The sequence below is a fragment of the Peptococcaceae bacterium 1198_IL3148 genome, from assembly GCA_036763105.1.
Taxonomy (GTDB): Bacteria; Bacillota; Desulfotomaculia; order Desulfotomaculales; family Desulfohalotomaculaceae; genus JBAIYS01.
The window spans coordinates 215,028-241,013 of the sequence record JBAIYS010000001.1 but is presented as its reverse complement, the minus strand read 5'-3'; the positions used below and the strand labels follow the sequence as shown (position 1 = coordinate 241,013).

27 protein-coding genes and 1 riboswitch are annotated in these 25,986 nt (G+C 41.8%); of the genes, 21 read left to right on the top strand and 6 right to left on the bottom strand.

The features are described 5' to 3' along the window. The first annotated feature begins 23 nt into the window (after window positions 1–23). Window positions 24–374, top strand: coding sequence for a NifB/NifX family molybdenum-iron cluster-binding protein (locus tag V6C27_01265; GenBank protein MEG6615056.1), 351 nt, complete (start codon window positions 24–26; stop codon window positions 372–374). Between the two features lie 58 nt (window positions 375–432). Next, window positions 433–551, top strand: a riboswitch (molybdenum cofactor riboswitch). Between the two features lie 148 nt (window positions 552–699). Here the strand turns inward: V6C27_01265 and V6C27_01260 are convergent. After that, window positions 700–1,164 (bottom strand): glycoside hydrolase family 73 protein, encoded by a 465-nt coding sequence (locus tag V6C27_01260; GenBank protein ID MEG6615055.1) that lies wholly within the window; start codon window positions 1,162–1,164, stop codon window positions 700–702. A gap of 59 nt (window positions 1,165–1,223) precedes the next feature. Continuing rightward, the gene (locus V6C27_01255; GenBank protein ID MEG6615054.1) at window positions 1,224–1,874 is read right to left on the bottom strand and encodes an MtnX-like HAD-IB family phosphatase; all 651 of its coding nucleotides are present in this window, start codon (window positions 1,872–1,874) and stop codon (window positions 1,224–1,226) included. A gap of 168 nt (window positions 1,875–2,042) precedes the next feature. Here V6C27_01255 and V6C27_01250 point away from each other — a divergent pair, with 168 nt between their 5' ends. The 13 genes from V6C27_01250 to V6C27_01190 all read left to right on the top strand — a co-directional run bounded on the left by V6C27_01250 (window position 2,043) and on the right by V6C27_01190 (window position 16,027). Beyond that, window positions 2,043–3,125, top strand: a complete 1,083-nt coding sequence (locus V6C27_01250) for a branched-chain amino acid aminotransferase (protein ID MEG6615053.1) — start codon at window positions 2,043–2,045, stop codon at window positions 3,123–3,125. A 265-nt stretch (window positions 3,126–3,390) separates the two neighbouring features. Further along, window positions 3,391–4,341, top strand: coding sequence for a nitronate monooxygenase (locus V6C27_01245; GenBank protein ID MEG6615052.1), 951 nt, complete (start codon window positions 3,391–3,393; stop codon window positions 4,339–4,341). A gap of 305 nt (window positions 4,342–4,646) precedes the next feature. Beyond that, window positions 4,647–6,602 carry an acetate--CoA ligase gene (gene acs / locus V6C27_01240; protein MEG6615051.1) on the top strand — a complete coding sequence of 652 codons (1,956 nt, stop codon included), beginning with the start codon at window positions 4,647–4,649 and terminating at the stop codon, window positions 6,600–6,602. A gap of 120 nt (window positions 6,603–6,722) precedes the next feature. Next, window positions 6,723–7,112 (top strand): DUF2680 domain-containing protein, encoded by a 390-nt coding sequence (locus tag V6C27_01235; protein ID MEG6615050.1) that lies wholly within the window; start codon window positions 6,723–6,725, stop codon window positions 7,110–7,112. Window positions 7,113–7,284: 172 nt separating this feature from the next. Continuing rightward, a complete protein-coding gene (locus V6C27_01230) occupies window positions 7,285–8,625 on the top strand; it encodes a histidine kinase (GenBank protein ID MEG6615049.1) in 1,341 nt (446 codons plus the stop codon). Beyond that, window positions 8,600–9,367, top strand: coding sequence for a LytTR family DNA-binding domain-containing protein (locus tag V6C27_01225; protein ID MEG6615048.1), 768 nt, complete (start codon window positions 8,600–8,602; stop codon window positions 9,365–9,367). The genes V6C27_01230 and V6C27_01225 overlap by 26 nt, the downstream gene beginning before the upstream one ends. Before the next feature lie 91 nt (window positions 9,368–9,458). Then, window positions 9,459–9,851, top strand: coding sequence for a holo-ACP synthase (acpS, locus tag V6C27_01220; GenBank protein MEG6615047.1), 393 nt, complete (start codon window positions 9,459–9,461; stop codon window positions 9,849–9,851). Beyond that, window positions 9,842–11,392 carry an NAD(P)H-hydrate dehydratase gene (locus V6C27_01215; GenBank protein ID MEG6615046.1) on the top strand — a complete coding sequence of 517 codons (1,551 nt, stop codon included), beginning with the start codon at window positions 9,842–9,844 and terminating at the stop codon, window positions 11,390–11,392. Before acpS ends, V6C27_01215 begins: the two co-directional genes overlap by 10 nt. A 232-nt stretch (window positions 11,393–11,624) precedes the next feature. Next, window positions 11,625–12,749: an alanine dehydrogenase gene (ald, locus tag V6C27_01210; GenBank protein ID MEG6615045.1), complete on the top strand. Its 1,125-nt coding sequence runs from the start codon at window positions 11,625–11,627 to the stop codon at window positions 12,747–12,749. 136 nt (window positions 12,750–12,885) lie between these two features. Beyond that, entirely contained in the window at window positions 12,886–14,004 is a 1,119-nt protein-coding gene (gene alr, locus V6C27_01205) for an alanine racemase (GenBank protein ID MEG6615044.1), read from the top strand. 17 nt (window positions 14,005–14,021) lie between these two features. Continuing rightward, a complete protein-coding gene (locus V6C27_01200) occupies window positions 14,022–14,606 on the top strand; it encodes an ANTAR domain-containing protein (protein ID MEG6615043.1) in 585 nt (194 codons plus the stop codon). Window positions 14,607–14,725: 119 nt separating this feature from the next. Further along, entirely contained in the window at window positions 14,726–15,847 is a 1,122-nt protein-coding gene (locus tag V6C27_01195; GenBank protein ID MEG6615042.1) for a putative sulfate exporter family transporter, read from the top strand. A gap of 33 nt (window positions 15,848–15,880) precedes the next feature. After that, window positions 15,881–16,027, top strand: a complete 147-nt coding sequence (locus V6C27_01190; protein ID MEG6615041.1) for a hypothetical protein — start codon at window positions 15,881–15,883, stop codon at window positions 16,025–16,027. Here the strand turns inward: V6C27_01190 and V6C27_01185 are convergent. The 4 genes from V6C27_01185 to V6C27_01170 are packed head-to-tail and all read right to left on the bottom strand — an operon-like array spanning window position 16,024 to window position 20,171. Continuing rightward, window positions 16,024–16,458 carry a hypothetical protein gene (locus tag V6C27_01185; protein MEG6615040.1) on the bottom strand — a complete coding sequence of 145 codons (435 nt, stop codon included), beginning with the start codon at window positions 16,456–16,458 and terminating at the stop codon, window positions 16,024–16,026. The genes V6C27_01190 and V6C27_01185 overlap by 4 nt on opposite strands. Window positions 16,459–16,480: 22 nt before the next feature. Next, window positions 16,481–17,935, bottom strand: a complete 1,455-nt coding sequence (locus V6C27_01180; protein ID MEG6615039.1) for a PAS domain-containing protein — start codon at window positions 17,933–17,935, stop codon at window positions 16,481–16,483. A 12-nt stretch (window positions 17,936–17,947) separates the two neighbouring features. Next, window positions 17,948–18,559, bottom strand: a complete 612-nt coding sequence (locus V6C27_01175) for a response regulator transcription factor (protein MEG6615038.1) — start codon at window positions 18,557–18,559, stop codon at window positions 17,948–17,950. Continuing rightward, window positions 18,531–20,171, bottom strand: coding sequence for a PAS domain-containing protein (locus tag V6C27_01170; protein MEG6615037.1), 1,641 nt, complete (start codon window positions 20,169–20,171; stop codon window positions 18,531–18,533). The genes V6C27_01175 and V6C27_01170 overlap by 29 nt, the downstream gene beginning before the upstream one ends. A 408-nt stretch (window positions 20,172–20,579) precedes the next feature. Between V6C27_01170 and V6C27_01165 the strand changes: the two genes are divergently transcribed. The 7 genes from V6C27_01165 (at window position 20,580) to V6C27_01135 (ending at window position 25,981) form a co-directional block, all read left to right on the top strand. After that, window positions 20,580–21,644 carry a putative sulfate exporter family transporter gene (locus tag V6C27_01165; protein MEG6615036.1) on the top strand — a complete coding sequence of 355 codons (1,065 nt, stop codon included), beginning with the start codon at window positions 20,580–20,582 and terminating at the stop codon, window positions 21,642–21,644. 26 nt (window positions 21,645–21,670) lie between these two features. After that, on the top strand, window positions 21,671–21,796 hold the full coding sequence (locus tag V6C27_01160; protein ID MEG6615035.1) for a hypothetical protein: 126 nt from the start codon (window positions 21,671–21,673) through the stop codon (window positions 21,794–21,796). Between the two features lie 102 nt (window positions 21,797–21,898). Continuing rightward, window positions 21,899–22,348 (top strand): universal stress protein, encoded by a 450-nt coding sequence (locus tag V6C27_01155; protein MEG6615034.1) that lies wholly within the window; start codon window positions 21,899–21,901, stop codon window positions 22,346–22,348. Window positions 22,349–22,376: 28 nt separating this feature from the next. Next, window positions 22,377–22,856 (top strand): hypothetical protein, encoded by a 480-nt coding sequence (locus V6C27_01150; GenBank protein ID MEG6615033.1) that lies wholly within the window; start codon window positions 22,377–22,379, stop codon window positions 22,854–22,856. A gap of 202 nt (window positions 22,857–23,058) precedes the next feature. After that, window positions 23,059–23,490, top strand: a complete 432-nt coding sequence (locus V6C27_01145; GenBank protein ID MEG6615032.1) for a hypothetical protein — start codon at window positions 23,059–23,061, stop codon at window positions 23,488–23,490. A 67-nt stretch (window positions 23,491–23,557) separates the two neighbouring features. Continuing rightward, the gene (locus tag V6C27_01140) at window positions 23,558–24,298 is read left to right on the top strand and encodes a metallophosphoesterase (protein ID MEG6615031.1); all 741 of its coding nucleotides are present in this window, start codon (window positions 23,558–23,560) and stop codon (window positions 24,296–24,298) included. 207 nt (window positions 24,299–24,505) lie between these two features. Further along, the gene (locus V6C27_01135) at window positions 24,506–25,981 is read left to right on the top strand and encodes a putative sulfate exporter family transporter (protein ID MEG6615030.1); all 1,476 of its coding nucleotides are present in this window, start codon (window positions 24,506–24,508) and stop codon (window positions 25,979–25,981) included. Window positions 25,982–25,986 lie beyond the last annotated feature (5 nt).

Genomic DNA, 25,986 nt, shown 5'->3' with positions numbered 1-25,986 from the left:
AATGTTATAGGGAGGAATTTACAATGAAAATTGCTATGCCTTTTAAAGACGGACAAGTAAACCCACATTTTGGTACCAGCAGAGAATTTGTGGTGGTGGAACTGGAAAATGGGAAAGTGGTCAATAAAAACATCATTACCGCAGAGGGTTTACAGCATAATCACGGTGGCCTAGCAGGTTTGGTCAAGGATATGCAAGTTGATGCTGTTATTACAGGTGGTATTGGTGGTCATATGATCGAGGCTATGCAACAAATGGGTATAAAGGTTGTACCCGGCGCTGCCGGTGAAATAAATGCAGTGGCTGAGGCTTATGCTGCCGGTACTTTAATCACCAAACCGAACATTTGTAGTTGTGGTGGACATCATCATTAATTATTTTTAAAATTATAGCAGGAATTTTACCGCAGTGGGCGAATAGTATATAGCAAACTTAATTTAACTTCTCCGAGTTTACTGACCTGTTGGGTAAACCATGGTTGGTAAGCCGATAGGGTATATTGGGAAACTGATATGCCTCCCAGTGTGGAAAGGAGAAATGTTCTGGTTAATTTATGGTAATAAAAAACCAGGCATTGCTGTCCTTTTTGCAATGCCTGGTTTTTTATTTAATCAAAGGTTTATCAACCCTCAATTTATCTAATCTTCTTATTTGCTCCCCTGATGGGGAGCATTTTTTTTAGCGCCAACAATGTAAAAATCAATCGTTATCGTATTGGTACAAGTTATATTTTTTCATGATGGAGATGAGTTTTTGGGCATATCTAGGGTCGGTGGCGTAGCCCGCTTGATACAGTCGGTGTGCTGCTTCATCAGGGGTGGCAGCCTCCCGCACCGGCCGATAACGGTCCTTTAACATTAGCTCTTTGTGGTCCTCGATGGATTCCTCGTAATTGTGGTAGCGTCTGAATTTAGCCATTCGCCAAACCTCTCGGCCATTTTCAAATTCCCAGTGGGGACATTCTATATAGCCTGCTGGTCCTTCACCTTTGATGCCAAATAGGTTGTTACTTTCTTTTTTGCTTTTATGATCTAAGGGGGTGGTCTTACCCCATCCGCTTTCCAGCGCCGCCTGAGCAATAATTAAACTGGCAAAAACTCCGGTTTCCATTGCACTGCGCTGGGCAGCGGGGGCAATTTTGGCAATAAACTCCTGTGGATGCATGGGATCACCTTCCTAAACACATTTTGTTTTAGATTATGTGACTAGCATTGAAATGGTGATTAACAACCGTCAGGGCTAATGTTTTTAACATAATCAATGATTTGCTTAAAGGATGTATAGCAAATGGCTGGGATGTAGTTTTGGCGACAGTATGCCAGCAAAGAATCTTTAGCAAAAAGAATATCCGCCTGCTGGCACACGCACATGTCGGAGTAACCATCGCCGACATATACCACTGTTTGGTTAGCCGACAACTGATGTAATAGCTGTTTTTTGCAGGTGCCACATTTTTTGCATTGGGGGTTACTATGTTGGCATCCAATGGAGAAATGATTGTCGGCGGTAATAACTAGCTTATTTGCGTAGACCGTCAAATCTTCCAGACCATGTCGTTGCAAAATGTAATTAATTAATTGCTGGTAACCGTCACTGAGGATGTAAATGGGATAATTGTTGTCTTTGCAGAACTGAACAAAACTTGGAAAATACTCATCCAGTTCGATGGTGTCCAGCAGTTGGTAAATCTCTTCGAGAGTGGCATCTAATAGAGCAAAGGTTTGATTGGCACAATCTTCGGTGGACAGTTGCCCCTGCTCCCAACGGTCATTTAAATCCTGCCAACCGTCACGACAAAATTTAGTTACCATGGTGGCCACCACATCTTTTTTGGTGATGGTGCCATCAAAATCAAGCATAAATACTAATTTCATAAGCATCTCCCTATTGTCAGAAATTTGAACACAGTTGTAGAAACATTTTATAATAAATATTCTGTCACTGACAGGAATTTTATTGTACAATGTAGAATATATCCTAATTATCCTAAATAAATAGCTAATTATATTTTTATATAGATAAAAAATAGGAGATGATTTTTGATGTTAAACATCAATGTGGAACCCGTTGCTGAAAAGGACCTGAAACCCCTTTATACTGATGCTGGGCAATTAGTATTTGGCAAAACCTTTACCGACCGGATGTTTACCATGAAATACAATACCGAAAACCAGTGGCATGATGCCAAAATAGAAAGTTATAAACATTTTAGCATGGATCCGGCAGCATGTGTACTGCACTATTCACAAGAAATTTTTGAGGGCTTGAAGGCTTATGTGGCTGAGGATGGTCGCGTTTTGCTGTTTCGCCCAGAGCAAAATGCCAGACGAATGAATCGCTCCGCCAAACGTTTGTGTATGCCGGAAATTCCAGAGGAGGATTTTCTGCAAGCATTAAAAGAACTGGTCAATTTGGAAAAACGTTGGATACCTAGGGAACCTGGTACTTCCCTTTACATTCGCCCCACCATGGTGGGAAATGAAGCCTTTTTAGGGGTACACTCATCAAGGGAGTACATATTCTATATTATTCTTTCGCCGGTGGGTCCTTATTTTAAAGCTGGTTTTAATACCATCAGTATTTATGTTGAAGATAAATTGGTTCGGGCTTCGGTGGGTGGCGTTGGTGACATTAAAACCGGTGGTAACTATGCGGCGCAACTTTTGGGACAGTTAAATGCTGAGAAAAATGGATTTTCCCAAGCGCTGTGGTTGGATTCTAAAGAGCATAAGTATATTGAAGAAGTGGGCGCCATGAATATGTTCTTTGTTTTCGGTGATACGTTGGTGACACCGCCATTGACAGGGTCTATTCTGCCAGGTGTAACCAGAGCTTCGGTAATTGAACTGGCCAAGGATATGGGTTATGGGGTTGAAGAAAGATTGATCAGTGTTGACGAAGTCAAAGAAGCTGCGGCCAGCGGCAAAATAACAGAAATGTTTGGTTCCGGAACCGCTGCTGTGATTGCGCCGGTGGGGGCACTAAACTACAAAGGGGAAAATTATGTAGTTAATAACAATCAAGTGGGTGAAGTGACCAAGAAACTGTATAATCGCCTGTTAAACATACAATATGGTAAAGAAGAAGACAAATTTGGTTGGGTAGTGGAGATTGGCAGGATTTAATTTACCGTTGAATTAAGGGGCTGTTGCAAAAAGCGTGTGGGGCAGGTTGCCATGTCTGCCCGTAACACCAAACCTATGTTACTATAGGGTCGGCGCGGAAACCGACCCTATAGTAGGTTTTGCAACAGCCTCTTTTATTATGTAAAAAATTAACGTCGGTTTACAATATATGGCATTTGTTTATTTTGGTTATAATAATAGTTGAAAATTGTTACTTTATATGGTTTACTAGTATAGTTAATATTTGTTTTTGGAGGGAAAAGTTTTGAAATTGCCAGAATTGCGGATCGGAAATTTAGTCCCTAAGTTTCCCATAATTCAAGGCGGTATGGCTGTGCGAGTATCCACCTCTTCGCTGGCGGGGGCTGTGGCAGCAGCCGGTGGTGTAGGGGTAATCGCAGCAACCGGTATGGCCTTGGATGAACTAAAGGATGAGATAAGAAAAGCCCGTAAAATTGCCAATGGGGGCATAATTGGTATAAATATCATGTATGCTGCTAAGGAATTTGCCGCTTTGGTTCATACAGCTATCGAGGAAGGCATTGATGTGATTTTTACCGGGGCGGGGTTTTCCCGGGATATTTATCGTTGGGGTAAAGAAAGTGACACCGCAATCGTACCCATTGTTTCATCGGCCAAGGCGGCACGGATATCTGAGAAATACGGCGCTGCGGCAGTGGTGGCTGAAGGAACCGAGGCCGGTGGGCACTTGGGTACCGATAAATCCATCAAGGAGATTTTGCCTGAAGTCGTGAAGGCCGTTAAAATACCAGTGGTGGCAGCGGGCGGCGTAGTGTCTGGACAAGATATGGCTGATTTAGTAAAACTCGGTGCCAGTGGGGTACAGATGGCCACTCGCTTTGTGCTCAGTGAAGAATGCTCAGTGGCAGATGAATTTAAACAAATGTATCTACAGGCCAAGGAAGAGGATGTGGTATTAATCCAAAGTCCAGTGGGTTTGCCTGGCAGAGCCATTAATAATGAATTTGCTAAAAAGATACAGCAGGGTGAATACGCGCCGATAGAACATTGTCAGAGCTGTCTCAAAGACTGTTCCCGGGCCTATTGTATTATGAAGGCACTAACCAATACCCGGGATGGTTTAGTCAATGACGGTGTTGTTTTTGCAGGCAAAAACGTGTTTAAAATCAAAGAAATATTGCCGGTGAAGGAGATTTTTAAGCGATTGTTGGCTGAATTTGAGGCAGCGAAATAGTTTAAGGGCAATTTTGAATTATGAATTTTGAATGAAAAGGGCTTGTCTTTGGACAAGTTCTTTTCGTTATTTCCGGCCTTATTTGTTTAACGGTATCCTTTTTATATTAGGCTGAACGGTTAATTTTAGGCGGTGAATGGCAAATAGGCGGTGCCGATGGGTGTATACCGGTATACATTGTCGTTTGACGCGATTAAAACTACTGGGTGGGCAAATTATGCTATTGGGCGCAAAATTATTTCTCAAATGTGTTCTACTGTGTATATTTAGTATAACACATTTGTTTGATATTAGGAGGCAATAGCATGAGTGTTAAATTAGCGGATAATCAATTGATAGAATCGTTTTTTGGTAATGATAACATTTTCCCACCCAATCCAAAATTTGTGGCACAAGCCAATGTTAATGATGCCAGAATATATCAAGATGCCAATGATAATTATGTAGAGTATTGGGCTAAAGAAGCTGAGCGGTTAGATTGGTTTCAAAAGTGGGATCGTACTTTGGAGTGGGAACATCCCTTTGCCAAGTGGTTCGTTGGTGGCAAGATCAATGCATCATATAACTGTATAGATCGGCATTTAACAACCAATCGCAAAAATAAAGCTGCCATTATTTTTGAAGGGGAGCTGGGAGATTCCCGGGTACTAACATATCAAGACCTGTATCGGGAAGTGACTAAGTTTGCCAATGTGCTAAAGGACTTGGGAGTTACTAAAGGTGATCGGGTAAGCTTATATATGCAGATGATTCCTGAGCTGCCAATTGCCATGCTGGCCTGTGCTCGCATTGGTGCAGTGCATAACGTAATATTTGGTGGATTCGCAGTGGAAGCCATCAGGGATAGAGTTAATGATGCCGGAGCTAAAGTGGTAATCACCGCCGACGGTGGTTATCGTCGCGGCAAACAATTGCCGATGAAAGAAACTGTAGACAAAGCATTAACAGAAAACACTTCGGTGGAAAAGGTTGTGGTGGTACGCCGCACTGGCAATACAGATATCGACATGGTTGAAGGCCGTGACCTTTGGTATCATGAATTGATGGAAACAGCACCCATTGGCTGTCCGGCAGAACCAATGAATGCTGAGGATATGCTTTTTATCCTTTATACCAGTGGTACCACTGGTAAGCCCAAAGGAATTGTGCATAGTACCGGTGGCTATTTAGTAGGCACCAGTTCCACCCATAACATGGTCTTTGATCTCAAAGAAGATGATATCTATTGGTGCACAGCGGATATTGGTTGGATAACCGGACACAGTTATATTGTGTATGGTCCATTGGCAAACGGTGCCACCACCGTGATGTTTGAAGGGGCGCCCAATTATCCGGAGAAAGATAGATATTGGGCAGTGATAGAAAAGTACGGAGTGACAATACTTTACACTGCACCAACCGCCATCCGCACCTTTATGAAGTGGGGAGAACAATGGCCTGCAGGTAGAGACTTGTCTTCGTTAAGGCTGCTGGGCAGTGTAGGTGAACCAATTAATCCCGAGGCTTGGGTATGGTACAACAAAAATATTGGTAACGGCCGTTGCCCTATTGTGGACACTTGGTGGCAAACAGAAACCGGTCAATTAATGATCAGTCCATTGCCTGGTATCACTTTCAACAAACCTGGCTCAGCAAGTTTTGCCCTGCCTGGAATAGATGTGGATATTGTAGATGCTGCCGGTGATCCGGTATTGCCAGGGGAAACAGGATATTTGGTAATCAAGCATCCTTGGCCCGCAATGCTCAGCACCGTTTTCAACGATCCCCAGCGCTATATTGACCAGTATTGGAGCCGCTTTGAGGGATTGTATTTCACCGGTGACGGTGCCCGGCGTGACAGTGATGGGTACATTTGGGTGATGGGACGGGTGGACGATGTAATCAATGTATCGGGACACCGTATCAGCACCATGGAGGTTGAAAGCGCCTTGGTGGATCATCCGGCGGTGGCTGAAGCGGCGGTTATCGGTAAGATGCACGATGTTAAGGGGCAGGCGGTATCTGCTTTTGTTACGCTGAAGGATGGCGTTGAACAGAGTGAAGATTTGATTAAAGAACTGAGAACCCATGTGGCTAAAAAAATTGGTGCGTTGGCAAGACCGGATGACATTTTCTTTACAGCGGAATTGCCCAAAACCCGTAGTGGCAAAATAATGAGAAGACTGTTGCGGGATGTGGCTGAAGGTCGGACGCTGGGTGATACCAGCACCCTTTCTAATCCCGATGTGGTGGTGGATTTGAAACAACAGTATCAAGAGTAATTTCGAATGCTGAATTATGAATTTTGAATTTAGCTATTGGAAATTTATATTGGGTATCTCTCCCCGGTAATGGTAAAAACATCAAAAATAACATATAATATACCTAAAGGGGAGATGGTAATGTTTAAAATTAGGCGTAAGGTTGTTGCTATTGCGCTAAGCTTGACATTGGCAATTTCCACCGCCGGCGTTGCTATGGCGGACGTCACTGCAGATCAATTGCAGGCCATTAGGGATTGGCATCAGCAACGGGTTGCCCAGAAAGCAGAAGTGCTGCAAACCCATGTGGATGCTGGCAGAATAACTGCGGAACAAAAACAGGCGGTGCTGGATCGCATGGAGCAAAACTTTGCAACCAGGGAAGCAGCGGGGTTTGAAGGTTGCAGAATGATTCAACGGGATGGCAACATCCAACCCCCCAGGCAAGGAATGGGGATAGGACAGGGTAGAGGATGTTGCGGTGGCATGAAAGGTGCAGGCGCTGGCTTTGGCCAAGAAAACAACCCATAACAACATAATAGTAGTATTTATAGGCAGGGTGGAAATTTCCGCCCTGCTTTTTTAATGAAAACAAATCGACATCTAAGTAATGTATACATTTTATATACAAAAGGAATATCAAAACATTTGGAGAATACTACTTTATTTAGAATATTTACTCACTTTAATAAGAGGTGTAATTTTGAGACATATAGATCAAATTCAAAAGAGTACTATTTTGCGGTTTGCCTTGGTACAGATTATAGCATTGGGTATTATAATATATTTAACAAATAATTGGTTAGTTGCTTTGATATTGCTAATGGCCAATGCTGTGGTGATGTACACCGTAATTATCTACCCCCGTTTTCACAAAATGGTAACGGTTAGAGTGGACCCCAAGTCCTTCGATCGCAGCTTGCAAATCGCCAACGAAACCCTGCCTTTTTTACGTCGGGGACTTAATGCCGAAACTGCGCAGCACACCGCAGAGATTATTCAAAAAATTAGTGATGTGCCAGCGGTGGCGGTTACCGACAGACAACATGTATTGGCATTTTTGGGTGCCGGTTGTGAAAGGCACCCCCCAGGTGGCTCCATTGTCACCTACGCAACATTGGAGGTTATTGCCACCGGACAGTTGAAGGTGGTGGCCAAAAAACAGGACTTTAACTGTCCCCATCAAGCGGATTGTGATTGTCCCTTAGAAGCGGCAGTGATCGCTCCTTTAAAATGTAAAGGCGAAGTGCTGGGAACCATTAAGCTATACGAAACCACAGCAGGGGCGATGCCTGATAATTTAATTAAACTGGCCGCTGGTATTGCTCAATTGTTAGGTGTGCAAATGGAGCTTGCCGAACTGGATAGGCAGACGCAGTTGGTGACAAAGGCAGAACTAGATGCACTGCAGGCCCAAATCAATCCGCACTTTTTATTTAATACCTTGAATACCATCAGTATGTTCATTCGCACCAATCCAGAAACCGCCCGCAGGCTACTAAAGAGATTGGCAGCATTTTTCCGCCATTCATTAAAACGCCGGGGTTACTTAGTTACCTTTGAAGAGGAGTTGGAATATCTGCAAAATTATCTAGTGCTGGAGAAGGCACGCTTTCGGGAAAAGTTGCGAATTAAAAAAGAAATAGATACCGAGTTACTAAAACTTAAAATTCCGGTGTTGACATTACAACCGTTGGTGGAGAACTCCGTTAGACATGGCATATCCCCTAAAATAGGCACAGGGACGGTGAAAATAACTGCTAAACTGGTTGACGGAGAAATTCAAATAACCGTCAGCGATGACGGCGTGGGGATAAAACCCGAAATAATGCCCCGGGTACTGGAACCAGGGTTTGGTTCGGGGAGCGGAGTGGGTTTGAGCAATGTACATGAGCGCTTAAAAATACTTTTTGGTGAGGAGTATGGATTAACCATTACCAGTAACCAAGGCGAGGGAACGTCTGTTAAAGTTAGAGTACCATTAATTTTAGAAACTACCGAGGAAGGGGGATTTAATGGTGAAGTTAAGGGCGTTAATAGTTGATGATGAATACCCCGCTCGGCAGGAATTAAGATATCTGTTATCCAACTTTGAAAATATTGAAATTGTGGGGGAAGCCACCAACGCTAATGAGGCGTTGGCCTTGATCAAGGCGCTGGAATACCATGTGTTGTTTTTGGATATATCTATGCCTGGCATGAGTGGGTTAGAATTGGGAGCGGTGATTCAAGAATTGCCCCATCGCCCCCAGGTGATATTTATCAGTGCCTATGATGACCATGCTTTAAAGGCCTTTGAGGTTAATGCGGTGGATTATATATTAAAACCGGTGGAAGAACAGCGCCTGCGCAAGGCGGTGGATAAAGTATTAAAATTCTATGGCGACAACACTGTGGAGGATAATGAAGTTACCGAAGTGGACAATAATAGTAAAGCTAAAAGTGAAATTAAAATTAATCGCATCACAGCAGAAAAGTTGGGCAAAACCATTCTGGTGGATATGTCCGATATTTTTTATGGCTTTACCGAAAAGGATTGCGTATATATAAAAACCTATGATGAAAAACTACTGACCAGATTTACCCTAAAGGAGTTAGAGGCCAGATTAGACCCCACCGTTTTTTATAGAACCCATCGCTGTTTTCTGGTCAATCTGCATAAGGTTAAAGAAATTGTACCTTTTTTTAATGGCACATATAATTTGTTTTTAGAGGATAAAGAAGGCAGTGAAGTGCCGGTTTCGCGGGGGCAAGCCAAAAAGTTGCGTAAAATATTAGGCTTTTAATTCAATATCTCCCGATAAAAGTGATTGACAGTACTTTTATCGGGAGATATTTTAATGATAGGACTATTTTGACCGATGGGAGGTGCCCTTTGTGTTAACCGGTGTGGGAACCGATACTATTGAAATAGAGCGCATTGCCAAAGCCTGTACCAACGAACGTTTTTTAGAGAGGATATATACTTTGGCTGAACGTCAGTACTGTTTTAGTCATAAAAACCCCTATCCCAGTTTGGCGGCCCGTTTTGCTGCCAAGGAGGCGGTATTAAAGGCATTGGGCACTGGTTTAGCAGGGTGCCGGTTTACCGATATAGAAGTAATAGCCAATTACCCCGGTGGCCCTCCAACAGTTAAATTATCCGGCGGCGCTAGAAAAGTTGCCGATAAAAAAGGAGTAGATAAAGTGTTAATCAGTTTATCCCATGATCGAACTACAGCGGTAGCCTTTGCAGTGGCGGTGGCAGGAGGTGATCACCGATGCAGTTAGTAACGGCAGAGGAAATGAGGGCCATTGATGGCAAGGCCATTGCCGAATATGGCATTCCGGGCATAGTGTTAATGGAGAATGCCGGCAAAGCCGTAGTTAATGCAGTGGTGCGACAATTGCAAGGTAATGTGCGGGGCAAGGCCATTACAATATTTGTGGGTAAGGGCAATAACGGTGGCGATGGCTTGGTTGTGGCCAGACACCTGCTAAATATGGGGGCTGACGTTAGGGTATTGATGATTACTGAGCCCGAGGGGTTAACCGGGGATGCCCAAACCAACTTAAATATATGGCGCAATATGGGTCAAAAGATTTACTTGGTGCATCAACCAAATGGCATCAACCTGGTGAAGATTTCTTTACTCAGCACCGACCTAATAGTTGATGCCATGTTTGGCACGGGATTTAAGGGTACCGTGGGAGAAAAAATTGGGCGGATTATTGAACTGATTAACACCAGTGATTTACCAATTGTGGCGGTGGATATTCCATCAGGCTTAGAGGCAGATACCAGCAACATTGGGGGTCACTGTGTTAAGGCATCGGTAACGGTAACCTTTGGTCTGCCCAAATTGGGTATGGTGCTGGAAAGCGGGGCGGCGGTATGTGGTATGCTGGAAGTGGCAGACATTAGTTTGCCAAAACCGCTGTTAACAACAAATATTACTAAATATCTTTTGGATTTAGAAACCGTTGCCAACTGGTTACCCCAACGCAACCCTTGGGGTCACAAGGGCAATTTTGGCCGGGTGCTGGTGGTGGGTGGTTCCAAAGGGATGGCTGGAGCGGCAATTTTAACCGCCACTGCTGCTTTAAAAACTGGGGCCGGTTTGGTAACCTTGGCAGTACCGGCCAGCATCCATGATACTGTGGCCGGCAAAATTCCGGAGATAATGACCCTGTCCTTGCCAGATGCCGCTGGCAGAGTGACAACGGATGCTTTGGAGATGATTAAAGAACAAATGGCCAATGTAGATGTGTTGGCCGTTGGACCGGGCCTGTCTCAACATCTAGAAACGGTTAAGTTTATTCAGCAACTGCTACCACAGGTGGAAGTGCCCACAATAGTGGATGCTGACGGTATTAACGCACTGGCCCACAACACCGAAATATTTGAGCAAATTAACGTGCCGTTAGTAATTACGCCCCACCCAGGTGAGCTGGCGCGACTGTTAGATGCAACCATTGCAGAGGTTCAGGGACAGCGTTTTTACCTGGCGCAACAATGTGCAGAATCCTGGGACTGTACAGTGTTGCTTAAGGGTCCCCGAACACTAGTAGCAGAACCAAAGGGGACAGTATATATTAATCCCACTGGCAACCAGGGGATGGCCACTGCCGGCAGTGGAGATGTATTGACTGGCATTATCGCTGGACTGATGGCCCAAGGTTTAGACGTTACCAAGGCCGCAGCCACAGCTGCTTACCTTCACGGCATGGCTGGGGATCAAGGGGCTGAACATTTAGGCAGTCACAGTTTAATGGCCGGAGACATTTTAGGTTACCTACCCCAATGCTTTCAAAAAGTGGCAAGAAAATAAACCATACGGTAAGAAATTTTACCAACTTTAGTTTTAAAACAGCTGTTAATGGCAATAGTTATTGCCAAAATAAATGGTGCCGTTAAGATAAAAATAAAACCACCATCTATAGGGCGCACCAAAGGTGCGTCCTATATTATTTTTTGAAAATATACTGAAAATTGGCAATGTTGGCACAACCTTTGCATTTATATATGTTTATAAAACATAATTTAAAAAAGGAGGATTACAAGTGAAAATTGGTGTACTTAAGGAGATTAAAGACAATGAAAGCAGGGTAGCCATTACCCCAGCTGGTGTGCATGATATGGTTGCCAATGGCCATGAGGTTTACATTGAAAAAAATGCCGGTGTGGGCAGTAGTTTGACCGATAACGATTACATTGCGGTGGGGGCTAAAATTTTAGATACAGCCAAAGAAGTTTATCAAGTTGCTGATATGATCATGAAGGTTAAAGAACCCCTGCCCCAGGAATACCCACTTTTTAAAGAAGGACAATTATTATTTACTTACTTGCACTTAGCGCCAGAACCTGAATTGACCAAAGCGTTACTGGATAAAAAGGTTGTGGGTATAGCTTACGAAACAGTGCAATTGCCCAATGGTTCTTTACCTCTGCTAAGCCCAATGAGTGAAGTTGCTGGCCGGATGTCGGTACAGGTTGGTGCACAATTTTTAGAAAAGCCCAAAGGTGGTAAGGGGATTCTGTTAGGTGGCGTACCTGGAGTGCCGGCGGCTAGCGTGGTAATTATTGGAGGCGGTATTGTTGGTACCAACGCAGCTAAAATTGCGTTGGGCTTAGGGGCACGGGTAACCATTATTGACGTCAGTGCTGATCGCCTGCGTTATTTGGACGATATTTTTGGTGGTCGCGTAAAAACGGTAATGTCCAATTCATTAAATATTGCCGAAGCAGTAAAACAAGCCGACCTGTTGATCGGCGCTGTGTTAATCCCTGGTCATAAAGCGCCCAAATTGGTGAAAGAAGATATGGTAAAAGCCATGAAGCCTGGTTCGGTAATTGTGGATGTAGCCATCGACCAAGGTGGATCCATTGAAACCTGTGATCGCGTGACAACCCATAGTAACCCAATATTCGAAAAGTATGGCGTTATCCACTATTCTGTTGCCAACATTCCTGGTGCAGTGGCGCGGACATCCACCTTTGCTTTAACAAACGTTACTTTGCCATATGCGCTGAAGTTAGCCAATAAAGGCTACGTACAAGCTGTTAAGGAAGATCCGGCCTTGGCTAAAGGCGTTAACGTTATCGATGGTCATTGCACTTATAAGGCAGTGGCTGACGATCTAAATCTGCCTTATACCCCGCTGGAAGAGGTTTTGGAACAACTGTAAGTAGTTAAAGCAATATGTTAATGCAGGGGAATCTCCCCTGCATTTTTTGCTCTGCTGCATAGCAGGATTTTGGTTTTTTAATTTTGAATATAATACAACTATGGGTTTAATATTTATTAGAGAGGGTGAAGGATAAATGATGGCGCATCCAATATGGGCCGAGGTTGATTTGTCTGCCATTGCTCACAATGTTGGTGAAGTTCGTAGAGTGGTAAAACCACAGGCAAAGGTGATGGCGGTGGTTAAAGCTAATGGTTACGGACACGGAGCGGTACCGGTGGCGAAGACAGCTTTGGCCAATGGGGCTGACTGTTTGGCGGTGGCTCGTTTGGGAGAGGCGCTAGTTTTGCGGAAGAGTGGTATCACTGGTTCAATATTATTACTGGGATACACTCCACCGGAACAGTACCAAGAATTAATCGCCAACGACCTTACCCAAACTGTATATACATTACCGATGGCCCGAGAGTTGAATAGTGCTGCCCTAAAAATGGGCAAGCAGTTAACAATACATATTAAAATTGACACCGGCATGGGTAGATTAGGATTTATTCCAGACGAAAATTCACTGGCAGAAATTGAACAAATTAAGCAATTGCCTCAGCTTAATGTAGAGGGTATTTTTACCCACTTTGCTAAAGCCGATGCCTGGGACAAAGCTTACGTCAATTTACAATTTGAAAGGTTTACAACATTTATAGACAAACTATCCCAAAGGGGTATTAAGTTTAAGCTGCGCCACGCTGCCAATAGTGCCGCCATAATTGATCATCCCGACACCCATTTGGATATGGTCCGGGCGGGGATTATGATGTATGGTCTCTACCCATCAAGTGAAGTTAATCGGGATAGAGTGATATTGAAACCGGCTATGGCGTTAAAAACCAGGGTGGCTCATATCAAAAGATTGCCTGCGGGCAACCACATTAGTTATGGCTGTCGTTATTGTACCGAAATGGAGACAACCATTGCTACTCTACCGTTGGGTTATGCCGATGGCTTTACTCGCATGCTTAAAAAAGGAGAGGTATTGGTTGCTGGTCAAAGGGCGCCGGTGGTGGGTAGCATATGTATGGATCAGTGCATGGTTGATTTGGGCAGCAATCAGACGGTACAAACCGGTGATGAAGTGGTGGTAATTGGTTGTCAAGGTGATTGCTGTATCCCGGTGGAAGAACTGGCTGAAAAATTAGGTACCATTAATTATGAATTGGTTTGTATGGTTGCTACCAGGGTGCCGAGGATTTACAAATAGACTTAAGGAGTGAAGCCATGGCCAGACGCCGTATTGTAGCAGCTGAGAGTGAAGTGGCCGCATTGGATAAGTTAAAAGAAATGCTTTTTAGGTCGGGTTTCAGCATTGTAGGCGAGGCCACTGACGGAATGTCGGTAATTAAACAAGTTAGGATTACCCAACCGGACTTAGTGGTTGTAGATAGCCACTTGCCGGGTATGGGGGGCGTGGCTGTAGCTAAGATATTGGAGGAAGAAGCCCTGGCACCTTCGCTTATTCTAACGGCTAGGGCAGCGCGAGCGATCATCGATCAGACCAGGGATTCTTTTTTTATCTCACTGTTGGTAAAGCCCATCCGTCAACAGCAGTTATACACTGCCATCGAACAGGCGATAGCAAATTGTGAGCGCTTTAAAAAACTTGATTTGCAACTGGAGGAGCTAAAACGAACATTGGCTAATAAAAAGGTGATTGAGCGGGCCAAAGCCATTTTAATGCAGAATAAAGCCCTTTCAGAAGATGAAGCCCACAAAATGTTACAGCAAATGAGTATGACCATGCGCAAGAGTATCAGTGAAATTGCCATGGCGGTGATTACTGCCAATGAATTAGCTAAAGATTAGAAAAACCCATATTAAGGGTTTTTTCTTTAGGTAACGCAACAATATAGTTAGTTGGCTTAATGTTAAATAAGTTAAATTAATGCTATAATAGAAGTAATTGTCGAAAAGGAGGCAAAAATATGGAAAAATCGTTAACGCTAGTTAAAACGTTGCCGGGGATTATGTTAATGCTAGCCATTGCCATTTTAACCATGGGTACGGAAGACTTTGGCTTTCCCCAATGGCCCGGTCTGGAAGCGTATTTTGCCTCTAACGAAGTTACTAACAAAATACTAATAGATGTTTTACATTTAAACTATGTACTTTTAACAATAATCATTGGTATGATCATCAGAAATGTTTTGGGAGTACCTCGATGGGCTGCCAGTGGAATAAAAACCTCTAAATTATTTATCAAATTGGGAGTTATTTTATTAGGTTCGATGTACAGCATCGTGGACTTAACTAGATTGGGAGGTACCGGCATTGTCGTTATTTCGGCATTTATTATCATAACAATATTTTTTACCTTTTGGTTGGCCAATAAAATGAAGATGGAACCATCGGCGGCAGCGCTGCTATCTGCGGGGGTGGCGGTATGTGGGGTTTCTGCCATTGTGGCGGCAGCGCCTGCGGTGCGCGCCAAAACAACCGATGTTATCTACTCCATTGCTACCATACTTTCCTTTGGGGTGGCCTGCCTATTTATTTTCCCCATTGTTGGTAGCATAGTGGGCTTAAGTCCGCATCAATTTGGTGTTTGGGCAGGCACAGGTATTCTAAACTCCGGTCAAATTTTAGCTGCCTGTTTGTCCTTTGATCCAGAGACAACCAGCCACGCCTCGGTGAGTTTAAAAACTGGCCAAATTTATAATATCATCAGAGTTATTTTTTTACCCTTTGTGGTGTTGGCATTGGCAGTGCTTACCAGTTCTGCCCGGTCAGAAGAAGATGATATCAACATCAACACCAGTTTGTGGAGTCGGTTTCCGGTTTTTGTATTGGGTTTTTTAGCTATGGTGTTGTTAACATCCTTTGGATTGCTGGGACAAACCTCTCCAGCTTCACCAGAATTGACATTGATTAGAAAACTCTATAATTGGTTTTTTGCCATTGGGCTGGCAGGTTTGGGCATGCAGATATCCTTTAGCGAATTACGGAAGGCTGGCGGCAAACCGCTGGTGGTAGGCACAGCGGCCGCCATATTTAAAGCAGTTTTAGCACTAATTGTGGTACTGTTGTTTATTGATGAGCAACCTTAATTTACAATTACTAATTTGTTGAGGTGGTGCAATGTGAAGTCTAAAGATGATGAGGTTACTAAAAGGGAAGAGACGTCTGAAAATAACCCCTTTGATTTGTTTATTACCGAGCGCATTGAAGACTATATTGCTTTGACATTGGCCCTGACCATAGTAATTTTAGTGCTGGTTTTTGATTAAACTGGGTTGATTATAATTGGACAACCCAGTTTGTCAGCTAAAGTTTCTGCCTTTAAATTTATTGTACCGCCCGTTGGCAATATAACAATGTCAAAGGGACCGAATTCAGTAAATGTAGCCATTACTATTTTCTGTGGCACACCGATTTTGATCAAAGGATTCAATGTAATTCCTTTGCCTTCTGCCCACTTGCTAAAGGCATCATTTCCTTTCACAGCCTCTCGATAATAGTTATTTTCCATGTATTGAAAAAAGTTGTTTCGGGTGGTGGCATTACTGATCCACTCGTCTCCCAGAATATTTTTCCAACCACTGTCGATGATGTTAAGTACCGTCACGCTGGAACTTGGCCCCTGTAACTTATCCACCAGCGCTATGAAGTTATCAATGTTAGTGCTGTGGCCTAATATTAATAGTATCCGTTCGATCATGTAATGGGGTCTCCAATCAAATTTATTTATCGTGGTCAAACATCACAATCAGCGTTCCAATATAGACACCATCGTTATCATAAATTGGGGCTACGTCACACAATATATGATACGATTCCAACTTGAATCTATTTATAGACCGGGAATCTATATTTTTTATAATAAATTCTGCAAGTTTAGCATCTAATCCTTCAATACTTTTACCGCTGTCTAAATTACCTAAATACATTTTGGCAATTAAATTGGCGGTGACTATTTGGTTGTTTTCATCTACGAAAACAACACCTTCGCGGGTAATTTCCATTAATTTTTCCAATACATTTCTATAGGCCTTTTCTTCTCCGTTATATACCCGAATGACACTTAATGACCCCAGTCTTTTGCCCTTTTTAATAATTGGTGAATGCATAGCTTCCATCAATTTATCCGATGTTTTTAAGGTCAGTCTTTGGGAGCTGGGATGGTTACCTTGAATATTTTCAATATGACCCATAATATCTTTCAATTGCACATTAATTAAATTGTTTTTGCGATCACTGAACAATTGGTGGGCCACATTATTGGCAAAAACAATAACCCCAGCATTATTGGTAATAATTATGCCTTCATTTACTTGATTTAAAATGGCAAAATCAATGTTATCAAAATAAGTTTTGGCACTGTTTACACCCCAAAACTCAACCAATAATTGATAAATGCAATAGTATAGAGCAAATACTAGAAAAATAATTAACACCGATCTATATTTTTCAAAATTGGTGTCCTGTTTAAATAAAACCACACGCCATTGCGTTTGGCTGACGATGGTATCTACAATTAGATAGTGCTTATCATTAATGGAAATTTTGGATTGGGTCAAATTAAAAGTCGCAAAATCTTCCTCTGGAAATGGCCAAATAATGGGCAGATTGTTGCTGTCCAAAACGGCTATTTTATAATTTGTGGTGTTAAATTCCTCGATCACTTGCTTTTGATATTCATCAATGCGAAAATCCATCACCAGCACGTTGCCGTCAGCCAAGGGTACGGCAGCGCTCACCACGTTTAACTTTAGAAATTCGTCATAGTTTAAGTCTGATATGATGGCGGTTTGTTTTGTTTTGACGCTGGTTGCTAAGCTTGAAACATAGGCGATATCGGTTAGATTAGAGGTACTGGTGATGTGCCCGTTGCTGTGAACCACATAAGCATTGGTAATCCGTCGATCGTAAGGTAAAATTGATTGTAATGATTGATCATCTGTGCCAATGTGTTTCAGTTCAATTCTGCGGGCGACATTTTCGGCGATACCTTCAATGCGATTTAAAAAAGAATTGGTTTTATTAACGGCAATTTGTTCAATACTGCTCTCATAACTATTTAAAATGTTATTCAAATAGCGGAATTCCACAATGCCAAAAATAATTAACAGGCATAAAAAGAATATTATCAGATATAACGGTAAAGTACTTCTTTTTATTTCAGGGCTACGTTTCATGAAACCCACTCCCTAATGGATTAATCCTTTTTTGATGGCAGCGGTCAGGGCTTCTTCAACGGTGCTGACGTTTAATTTGCTCAATATAGACCGAATTCGGCGCCGCAAAGTGGAAAGACTGATAAACATTTGTTCGGCAATTTCTTTTTGGGTTTTACCACTGGACAGTAATTGCAAGATCTCCAGTTCGGCATCAGTTAGCCCCGGTTCTGAATAGTTAAGTAAGGCATCAGTTAAACCTGGGTGCAAATAGGAGTTCCCTTGGTAAGTGGTTATGATGGCCCTTTTTATTTCATCAAAAAATGCATATTTAGGTATAAAGCCTTTAACCCCAGAATCCATGGCCTTTTTAATAAACACCGCATCGTCATAGGTAGTTAAGGCCACGTGTTTAATACCGGGGTATTTTTGTTTAAAGATGGAGCACAACTCTAACCCATCACCATCGGGCAAGTTGATGTCTAACAAGATAACATCCACTTGTTCACTGACATTTTTTAAAGCTTCTTGAAAAGTACCGGCCTCAGCGATGACAGACATGTTTTCTTCTAAGTCAATTAGCTTCTTTAGGCCTTCCCGAAATACATTATGATCTTCAATCAACATTACCATGATTTTGTTCATTATTATGGCCTCCTGAATCTATAGGAACTGTTAAGGTGACACAAAAACCGATATCACTGTGTTCGAAATCAATGTCTCCACCTATTAGTTTAGCACGTTCTTTCATACCCCACATACCTTTGCCGGTGACAAATTCTCCAGAATCGCCCCCATTATCCTCTAATTCTATTTTTAATAAATTGCTTTCCACAATAAAGTGCAGATTTACCTCGGTGGCTTGAGAATGTTTAACGATGTTGCTCAGTGCTTCTTGAATAATGCGATAAATAATTATTTCCAGTTTGTTTGGTATGTTAAGGGATCTGGTTTGATAAAAAACATAGACCTTAATGTTATTAAGCTTTTCGAAGGTATTAATATAAGATTCCAAGGCAGACACTAATCCCACCTTGTCAATCAAGTAGGGGTGGAGGTTATTCATGATGCCTCGCATTTCTATGGCAGCATTTTGACAGTGACTGCGAATGGTCACCAAACTATCCTTTAATTCATCCTTTGGTATATTGTCTAATCGAATAATGTAGTCAACCGAATGAATAATTGTAGATAGATACTGGGCAATCCAATCATGAATTTCTATAGAAAGCCGCTTTCTTTCCGCCTCTAAGGTGTCTAATAAAACATGCTTGTCCCGTTGCTCGGCAACAACATTCATTAAAACTATGACACCAATTAATTTATTATCATTGCCCAATACCGGGTGGTAATCAACATCAAGCGCAATCTTTTTGCCGGCATAGATGTAAACAATACTTTGATTTAGCAACTCCTTTTTTTGCATAATTACCGCATATAAAGGCTGTACTATGTTTTGCAGTTGCGGAAAAAGGTAGGGAATTTCACTGATGTTTTTTTCTAACAACTTATCGGGATCAATGCCCAATATTTCCCGGGCTGATTTATTTAGCTCCTTAAAAACACCGCTGCGGTCAACTATGATGAGGGCATTTTCTATGTTCTCAGATACCTTATTTAAGTACTGATGGTGGGATGACAATTGTGTCAACGTGCCATAGAGACCAGCCAGCATCAACAGCAAGGATATTAAAAGAAACATCACCGGCAGCGTTATTTTATCGCCAATATTTGTGACGGTACCTTGAAAAAAATTGTTTAGTTCAGCCATATTAGCAGAACTTATCTCTGCAGCCCGTTGTTGCAATTCTTGGCTGAATTCGTTATGTCGCACTTGCAGGTACTTCAGATCATTGGCAGCCAACTCGTTATGGGCATTGATCAGTGGCACCACTTCATTTTCTACAAAGGAAATGTAGGTTTTGCTCAATTCAATAATTTTATTAATGCTTTCCTTGCCCTGCTCGCTGGCATTGTTGTACAGCGCTAACTCATCTTCAATAATTTTAGCACTATAATACCTAAAGGCATCAAGGTACTGTTTGTCAGCATATAAAATATACATTTGGCTATTAGAAGTTATTTTGCCGATGTCCTCAGATACTTTGGCATTGATAGCCAATTGCTCGGAATAATGGTTAATAATTTCAGTCTGACTAGGGGTGCTGAGAGATTGATGTAGCAAAATTGCAGCAGAAACTAATATAGTCATTAGCAAAGCAATTTGAATTTTTGTATTAATTTTTATTGACGTCATGTTATCACCAATAGTAATGATTTTTTATATTGTTCTACACCGATTACGACTTGTCCTTTAAAGGCTTAAGACAATCTAAAGTTAACACTGAATTATAGCAAACCTGGTTTTATTGTCACCCAGTTGACACTTTTTTATCATCGCAGTGACTATTTTTGTTCAGGGTTAATGATCAAAACATCCATAGTATGCCAGAGGTGTTGATTTAACATTAACTTAAACATATTATAAAACAAAGAACATGTGAATACACTATCAAGCACAGGTTGCATAGACATAATGCAAAGCATTAAAGCATTATATAAAAATTAATTTTGAAAGGGGTGTTGGTTTTTTAAACCTACTATATATTATAACTTACTAATTATTTAATTGGTAACAAATTAATTTTTATTGGAGGTGTGGTTAATGTCACAAGCACAAGTGGCAAAACCAAGTTTTGGCGAAAAGGTCGTAAAATCTATTCCCGGTCTAATTTTGATTATTGCTCTTTCCTACCTAGCCATTCAAACAGAAGGCTGGATGAAGGAAAACGCCAAAGCTCTTAAAGATGCATTAAGTATCAACTATGTATTTATCGCCATTATTTTTGGTATGCTGATTCGTAACACCGTTGGTGTACCCACTGTATTTGAACCAGGTTTGAAGTACTCCACCATTTTTACCAAAACCGGTATTGTATTGATGGGTCTTAAGTATACCTGGTCAAGTTTTATCGCTGTTGGTCCCGCTGCGATGGCCTTTATCACAGTAGTTCTGTTTGGTACTGTGTGGGGAATGTTTAGGTTAAAGAACAAATTTACTTTGTCTGATTCATTAAGCGGTTGTTTAGCTGCTGGTTACTCCATCTGTGGTGTTTCCGCTACAGTTGCTACCGGACCGGCCATTCGGGCTAAAGGGCAAGAAATGGCTTACGCCATTGCCTCCATTTTGGTTTTTGGTCTTGGTATGCTGTTTATCCTACCTGCCATCGGTAACGCCATCGGTTTAAGCCAACAACAATTTGGTGCCTGGGCTGGTGTGTCCATCGTTAACTCCGCCCAAGTGTTGGCCGCTGGTTTTGCTTACGGTGAGGATGCTGGTTTAATGGCTGGTATTTTCAACATGGGTCGTGTGGTACTGTTACCTTTCGTGGTGCTGTACATTGTAATGAAAGTATTGGGCAATGAATCTAAAGAAGCTGGTGAAATTAATAAGACACAATTCGTTTTAGACAAATTCCCAGTGTTCGTACTTGCATTCATCGCGCTAATGACCATTAACACAACTGGTGTATTCAGCGAAGCAGAAGCTAAAATGGGTGGTAAACTAATGGATTATGCCTTCACCCTTGGTTTTGCCAGCATCGGTTTAACCACTAGATTCTCAGATATGAAAGCAGCCGGTAAAGATGGTATAGTCTTAGGCTTCATTGTAGCGATTATTAAGGCAATCGTTGCTCTGGCAGCAGTTCTGTGGATCCTACCCTTTTAATTAGGATAACAATGGAGGTGCTTTAAATGGCTGACGCTAAAACTATGAGTTTGGAAGAATCAAGGAAAGAAGATAAAAAACATCGAAGACAAGATTTGATAATCTGTGGCTTAGGATTTGCGCTAGCAATCTTGGCAAAGATAATAGCTTAAATAGTAATTAATAAATTGGCAGGAAGTGAATATCAATCTTCCTGCCAATTTTAATTTGATTTTGATATAATAGAATAAATTTAATGACGGGGGCCACTGTAAATGTATAAGCATATTCTGTTGGCAATTCACGGGGAAGAGGTTAATCTGGAAAAGGTTATGGATCAAACGTTGTTACTGGCAGATAAAACAGACTGCCAATTGACATTAATAAATATTAAAGAAAACAATTTACTTCATTATGGAGAAGTGGATACTTTGCTAGAAACTTTACCCAGGAAACAGTTTTTAAACTATATTAACCAAATGATGACTGAACAGGCTGAAAAGGTATTAACCACCTTTAAAGAAAGGGCGCAGCAAACGGGGATTACATTTAACTGGAAAACCCGGGAGGGCAAACCAGCAGAACAAATAATTCAAGAACTTAAAGAGGGCAATTATGATTTGTTGGTTTTGGGAACTAAGGAGCCTGGTCCCGGCAATACCTCCAGCAGGGTTAAGGAGCGGATGGCAAAGGAACATTTATGCACGGTACTAATGGTGAAGTAAGGTTTAATTTTTAGAAGGGGTGTTGGTAGTGTCACAGCCTAAAATTTACATTAAAACACCGAAGGAAAAAGTTCATAAATTAATTAAATGGTACGGTTGGATTACAATTATTTTATTGTGTATTACACCACTGGTATTTCTTTTATTGCCGGTATTAATGGTAAACACCAACAAAATAAACGGCATGTTACGGGAATCTCAGGTTTTGGAAGAAGACTCACTGGCTGGTACAGTTAAAGAAGCCAACTGGGAAACGGATCACGATTCAGGGGTACATTATATTAAAGGCATGTTACAAATTGAAAACAGCGGCGGTGAGATTGTCGAATGTAAATTTTTCAAATATATCGGTCCGGATCAAAAGGTGTTACCGGATATTTTAGTTGATGATAATGTGGAAATGACTGGTCAGTTTAAGACCGATGATAATATATTTGCCGTTAGAAACATACGCAATTTAAGGAATGATAAAGTGTATACAACTAAACCGTCATTAAGAATGTACTAGGGGCTCAGTAGAGTCCTTTTTTATTTTAATTTTTTGTTTTAAAAAGATTATGAAAATTTAACAAATATCGTGACATAATAGGTATTGAGTGGTAAAATTTACAACAATATAAAGTCATACAATTATTTAGGGGGTGTGTACGATTTCATACAGTAAGCGGTTCAAAATTACAGAGGGCGCGATACTTTCGGCAACGACGTTAATGGCCATAGTGGTTTGTATTGTGGTTATATTTTATAGCACATCGGTGATGTTGGAAAAAAGGTATCAAAGTGCGGTGGAATTAATTAATGATCAGAAATGGTATCAAGCAGAACATGCGCTAAAGATAGTTCACAATTATAAGGATTCAGAGGTTTTAAAAAGGTATGTCTGGGCTAATATTAAACTGGACTTAATTGATCATGTAGACTTAAAAAAACAGCATTATGCGCCGGTACTGGAGTACTTAAATGAAATTCCTGGTGACTATCAGGGACTTTTTAAAACCGAAATAAGTGAATTTAGGAACTATATTTTGCAAAAAAGCGGTTCTAGTAACAAATCCACCGAGCCGCTGAAATCATTACGCACCGGTGACCGTTATCTTTACTTTGAAGAAGAATATATCACCCCGATGTTTTTTGGGTTATAAGTTTTAAATTATTGACAGTAATGAAATGTTAAGTTTATGATAAGTTTAAGTCCTGGGGGTGGTAAGCGTGAAAATATATGCCATCAGTGATGTTCACTTATCTTTTTTGGAACCGGTTGATCCTAATAACTGGGATGCAGTGGTGGATCATAAGCCAATGGATGTGTGTAGTTCCAGATGGAAACAGCATTACAAACAACTTTACTATAATTGGCATGAAATGGTTAAGGATGGCGATGTGGTTTTAATGCCAGGGGATATTTCCTGGGCTTTAAAGTTAGAAGAGGCCGTTCACGATATGCATTACTTAGGCAGTCTCCCGGGGACAATTATTGCGGTGCAGGGCAATCATGATTACTGGTGGCAGAGTATCAGCAAGGTGCGTAAAGCCATGCCAGCCAATATGCAGGGCATCCAAAACGACCATGTTATGGTGGGTAACATTGCCATTTGCGGCACCCGGGGCTGGGTGTGCCCCAACAATGGCGGTGGTTTTAAAGAACATGACGAAAAAATTTATCAACGGGAAATTATTCGTTTGGAAAACTCCCTCAGCAGTGTTAAACAGGCGGTTGATGAAATAATTGTCATGATGCATTATATGCCCACCAATGAGAAACACGAACCTTCCGGCTTTATTGAAGTAATGAAAAAGTATAACGTGAGCACAGTGATCTACGGACATTTACACTCCCGAGCCCAACGGTTTCGGCTGCCGGATACGGCTTGGGGCATAAATTTTCACTTGGTTAGTGCGGACTATGTAAAATTTACTCCGGTGTTGATTAGAGACACAAATCTTAAATAAATACACTATTGTTGTAATGTGGGGTACCCCTTTTGGGGTGCCCTTTGTATTTATCAAAATAAATTTCCGAACAAATATAAGAATATTGGGAATATTTAATCAAGGTTCTATTTATTAAAATTTTAATTATATGTATATAAAGGAGGTGGTAAATGATTAAGTGCGCCTGACAGTGTAATAATTAGTTAATTAAAAGGGGGGATAAAAATGAGTGCCGAAAACATTTCCTATGATCGCAAACCTATGATTAAGGATGAGGACTGGTGGGCGGCCTGGCTAGGTTTGTTAATCTTCGCCTTGGGGCTGGGACCTATCTTTGGCCTGGACCTGTTGGGCTGGGCGGTTAAGAGTAGTGTTTGGATTAACTTATCGGATGCTTTAAAACCTGTTTCTGATGCCTATGGTAATTTGTCAGGTGTGCAATCGTTATTATTAACTTATCTATTTTTACTGGCAATAACCACCATTGGGGCAACAGTGATGGGGGGTAACACCAAAAAGTATATAGCTGGATTTACCATTATATTTTTCATCACCATGACCTGTGTAGTGGTTGGTCAAATTGCCTATATTGGTGCCACCCCAGATAAACTTGATAAGTTTGGCATCCCCTGGGCCTTAGGTTTAGGCGAAATGGGCTATGTGATAGCCATGGTGGTGGGCCTAATTATTGGAAACTTCTTTTTGGGGTTTGCTAACTTCCTAAAGGAGGCCGCCAAACCGGAATGGTTTATTAAAACCGGTATTGTTATTCTTGGTGCTTCCATTGCCATTAAAACCATTGGTGCCATGGGATTGGCCACCACAGTAATTGTGCGGGGTCTCTGTGCAGTGGTGGAAGCTTATTTAATTTACTGGCCGGTGGTTTATTTCATTGCCCGTAAATACTTTAAATTTACACCGGAGTGGGCTGCACCATTGGCATCGGGTATTTCCATTTGTGGTGTTTCAGCGGCCATTGCCACTGGCAGTGCCATTCGTGCCCGTCCCATAGTACCGGTGATATTGTCGGCGGTAATTATTGTATTTGTTGCTATTGAATTGCTCTTTCTGCCTTGGTTGGCAACGGCTTTGTTATACCAAGATCCAATGGTGGCAGGGGCTTGGATGGGTTTGGCAGTAAAAAGTGATGGCGGCGCCATTGCCTCCGGAGCCATCACCGATTCTTTAGTCCGGGCCAAAGCATTAAAGGAACTGGGCATTAATTGGGAAGAGGGCTGGATACTGATGGTTACCACCACCACCAAGGTGTTTATTGATATTTTCATCGGTGTGTGGGCCTTTGTTTTGGCAGTTATATGGTCAGTTTTCCGCATTGATAAAAACCAGGGCGCCAATACTGGCGGCAAGGTCAGAGCTAGAGAAATCTGGGATCGCTTCCCCAAATTTATCATTGGTTTTGCACTAGCATTCTTTATCCTGTTAATTGCCGGTATTAACCAACCGGGAATTGTAGAAAGCGCAGAAAAGGGAGTAAACAGTGCCAACGCCTTTAGGTCAATTTTATTTGCGCTGTGTTTCTTCTCCATTGGTCTAATTACCAACGTACGCAAATTGTGGCAGGCGGGGATGGGACGGATTGTAACGGTTTATGCAGTGGCATTGTTCTGTTTCATTCTTTGGGTCGGTCTGTTTATTTCCTGGTTATTCTACCATGGGGTAATGCCGCCGGTAGTTGGTTGATAAAA

What these genes read in the sequence shown, in the direction of transcription:
- V6C27_01135 (MEG6615030.1), top strand. Translation starts at nt 24,506, where the DNA reads ATGAGTGCCGAAAACATTTCCTATGATCGCAAACCTATGATTAAGGAT.
- V6C27_01195 (MEG6615042.1), top strand. Translation starts at nt 14,726, where the DNA reads ATGGAAAAATCGTTAACGCTAGTTAAAACGTTGCCGGGGATTATGTTA.
- V6C27_01175 (MEG6615038.1), bottom strand. Translation starts at nt 18,559, where the DNA reads ATGAACAAAATCATGGTAATGTTGATTGAAGATCATAATGTATTTCGG.
- V6C27_01200 (MEG6615043.1), top strand. Translation starts at nt 14,022, where the DNA reads ATGGCCAGACGCCGTATTGTAGCAGCTGAGAGTGAAGTGGCCGCATTG.
- V6C27_01250 (MEG6615053.1), top strand. Translation starts at nt 2,043, where the DNA reads ATGTTAAACATCAATGTGGAACCCGTTGCTGAAAAGGACCTGAAACCC.
- V6C27_01170 (MEG6615037.1), bottom strand. Translation starts at nt 20,171, where the DNA reads ATGACGTCAATAAAAATTAATACAAAAATTCAAATTGCTTTGCTAATG.
- V6C27_01145 (MEG6615032.1), top strand. Translation starts at nt 23,059, where the DNA reads ATGGCCATAGTGGTTTGTATTGTGGTTATATTTTATAGCACATCGGTG.
- V6C27_01260 (MEG6615055.1), bottom strand. Translation starts at nt 1,164, where the DNA reads ATGCATCCACAGGAGTTTATTGCCAAAATTGCCCCCGCTGCCCAGCGC.
- V6C27_01160 (MEG6615035.1), top strand. Translation starts at nt 21,671, where the DNA reads ATGGCTGACGCTAAAACTATGAGTTTGGAAGAATCAAGGAAAGAAGAT.
- V6C27_01185 (MEG6615040.1), bottom strand. Translation starts at nt 16,458, where the DNA reads ATGATCGAACGGATACTATTAATATTAGGCCACAGCACTAACATTGAT.
- alr (MEG6615044.1), top strand. Translation starts at nt 12,886, where the DNA reads ATGATGGCGCATCCAATATGGGCCGAGGTTGATTTGTCTGCCATTGCT.
- V6C27_01255 (MEG6615054.1), bottom strand. Translation starts at nt 1,874, where the DNA reads ATGAAATTAGTATTTATGCTTGATTTTGATGGCACCATCACCAAAAAA.
- V6C27_01155 (MEG6615034.1), top strand. Translation starts at nt 21,899, where the DNA reads ATGTATAAGCATATTCTGTTGGCAATTCACGGGGAAGAGGTTAATCTG.
- V6C27_01265 (MEG6615056.1), top strand. Translation starts at nt 24, where the DNA reads ATGAAAATTGCTATGCCTTTTAAAGACGGACAAGTAAACCCACATTTT.
- V6C27_01215 (MEG6615046.1), top strand. Translation starts at nt 9,842, where the DNA reads ATGCAGTTAGTAACGGCAGAGGAAATGAGGGCCATTGATGGCAAGGCC.
- acs (MEG6615051.1), top strand. Translation starts at nt 4,647, where the DNA reads ATGAGTGTTAAATTAGCGGATAATCAATTGATAGAATCGTTTTTTGGT.
- V6C27_01235 (MEG6615050.1), top strand. Translation starts at nt 6,723, where the DNA reads ATGTTTAAAATTAGGCGTAAGGTTGTTGCTATTGCGCTAAGCTTGACA.
- V6C27_01165 (MEG6615036.1), top strand. Translation starts at nt 20,580, where the DNA reads ATGTCACAAGCACAAGTGGCAAAACCAAGTTTTGGCGAAAAGGTCGTA.
- V6C27_01180 (MEG6615039.1), bottom strand. Translation starts at nt 17,935, where the DNA reads ATGAAACGTAGCCCTGAAATAAAAAGAAGTACTTTACCGTTATATCTG.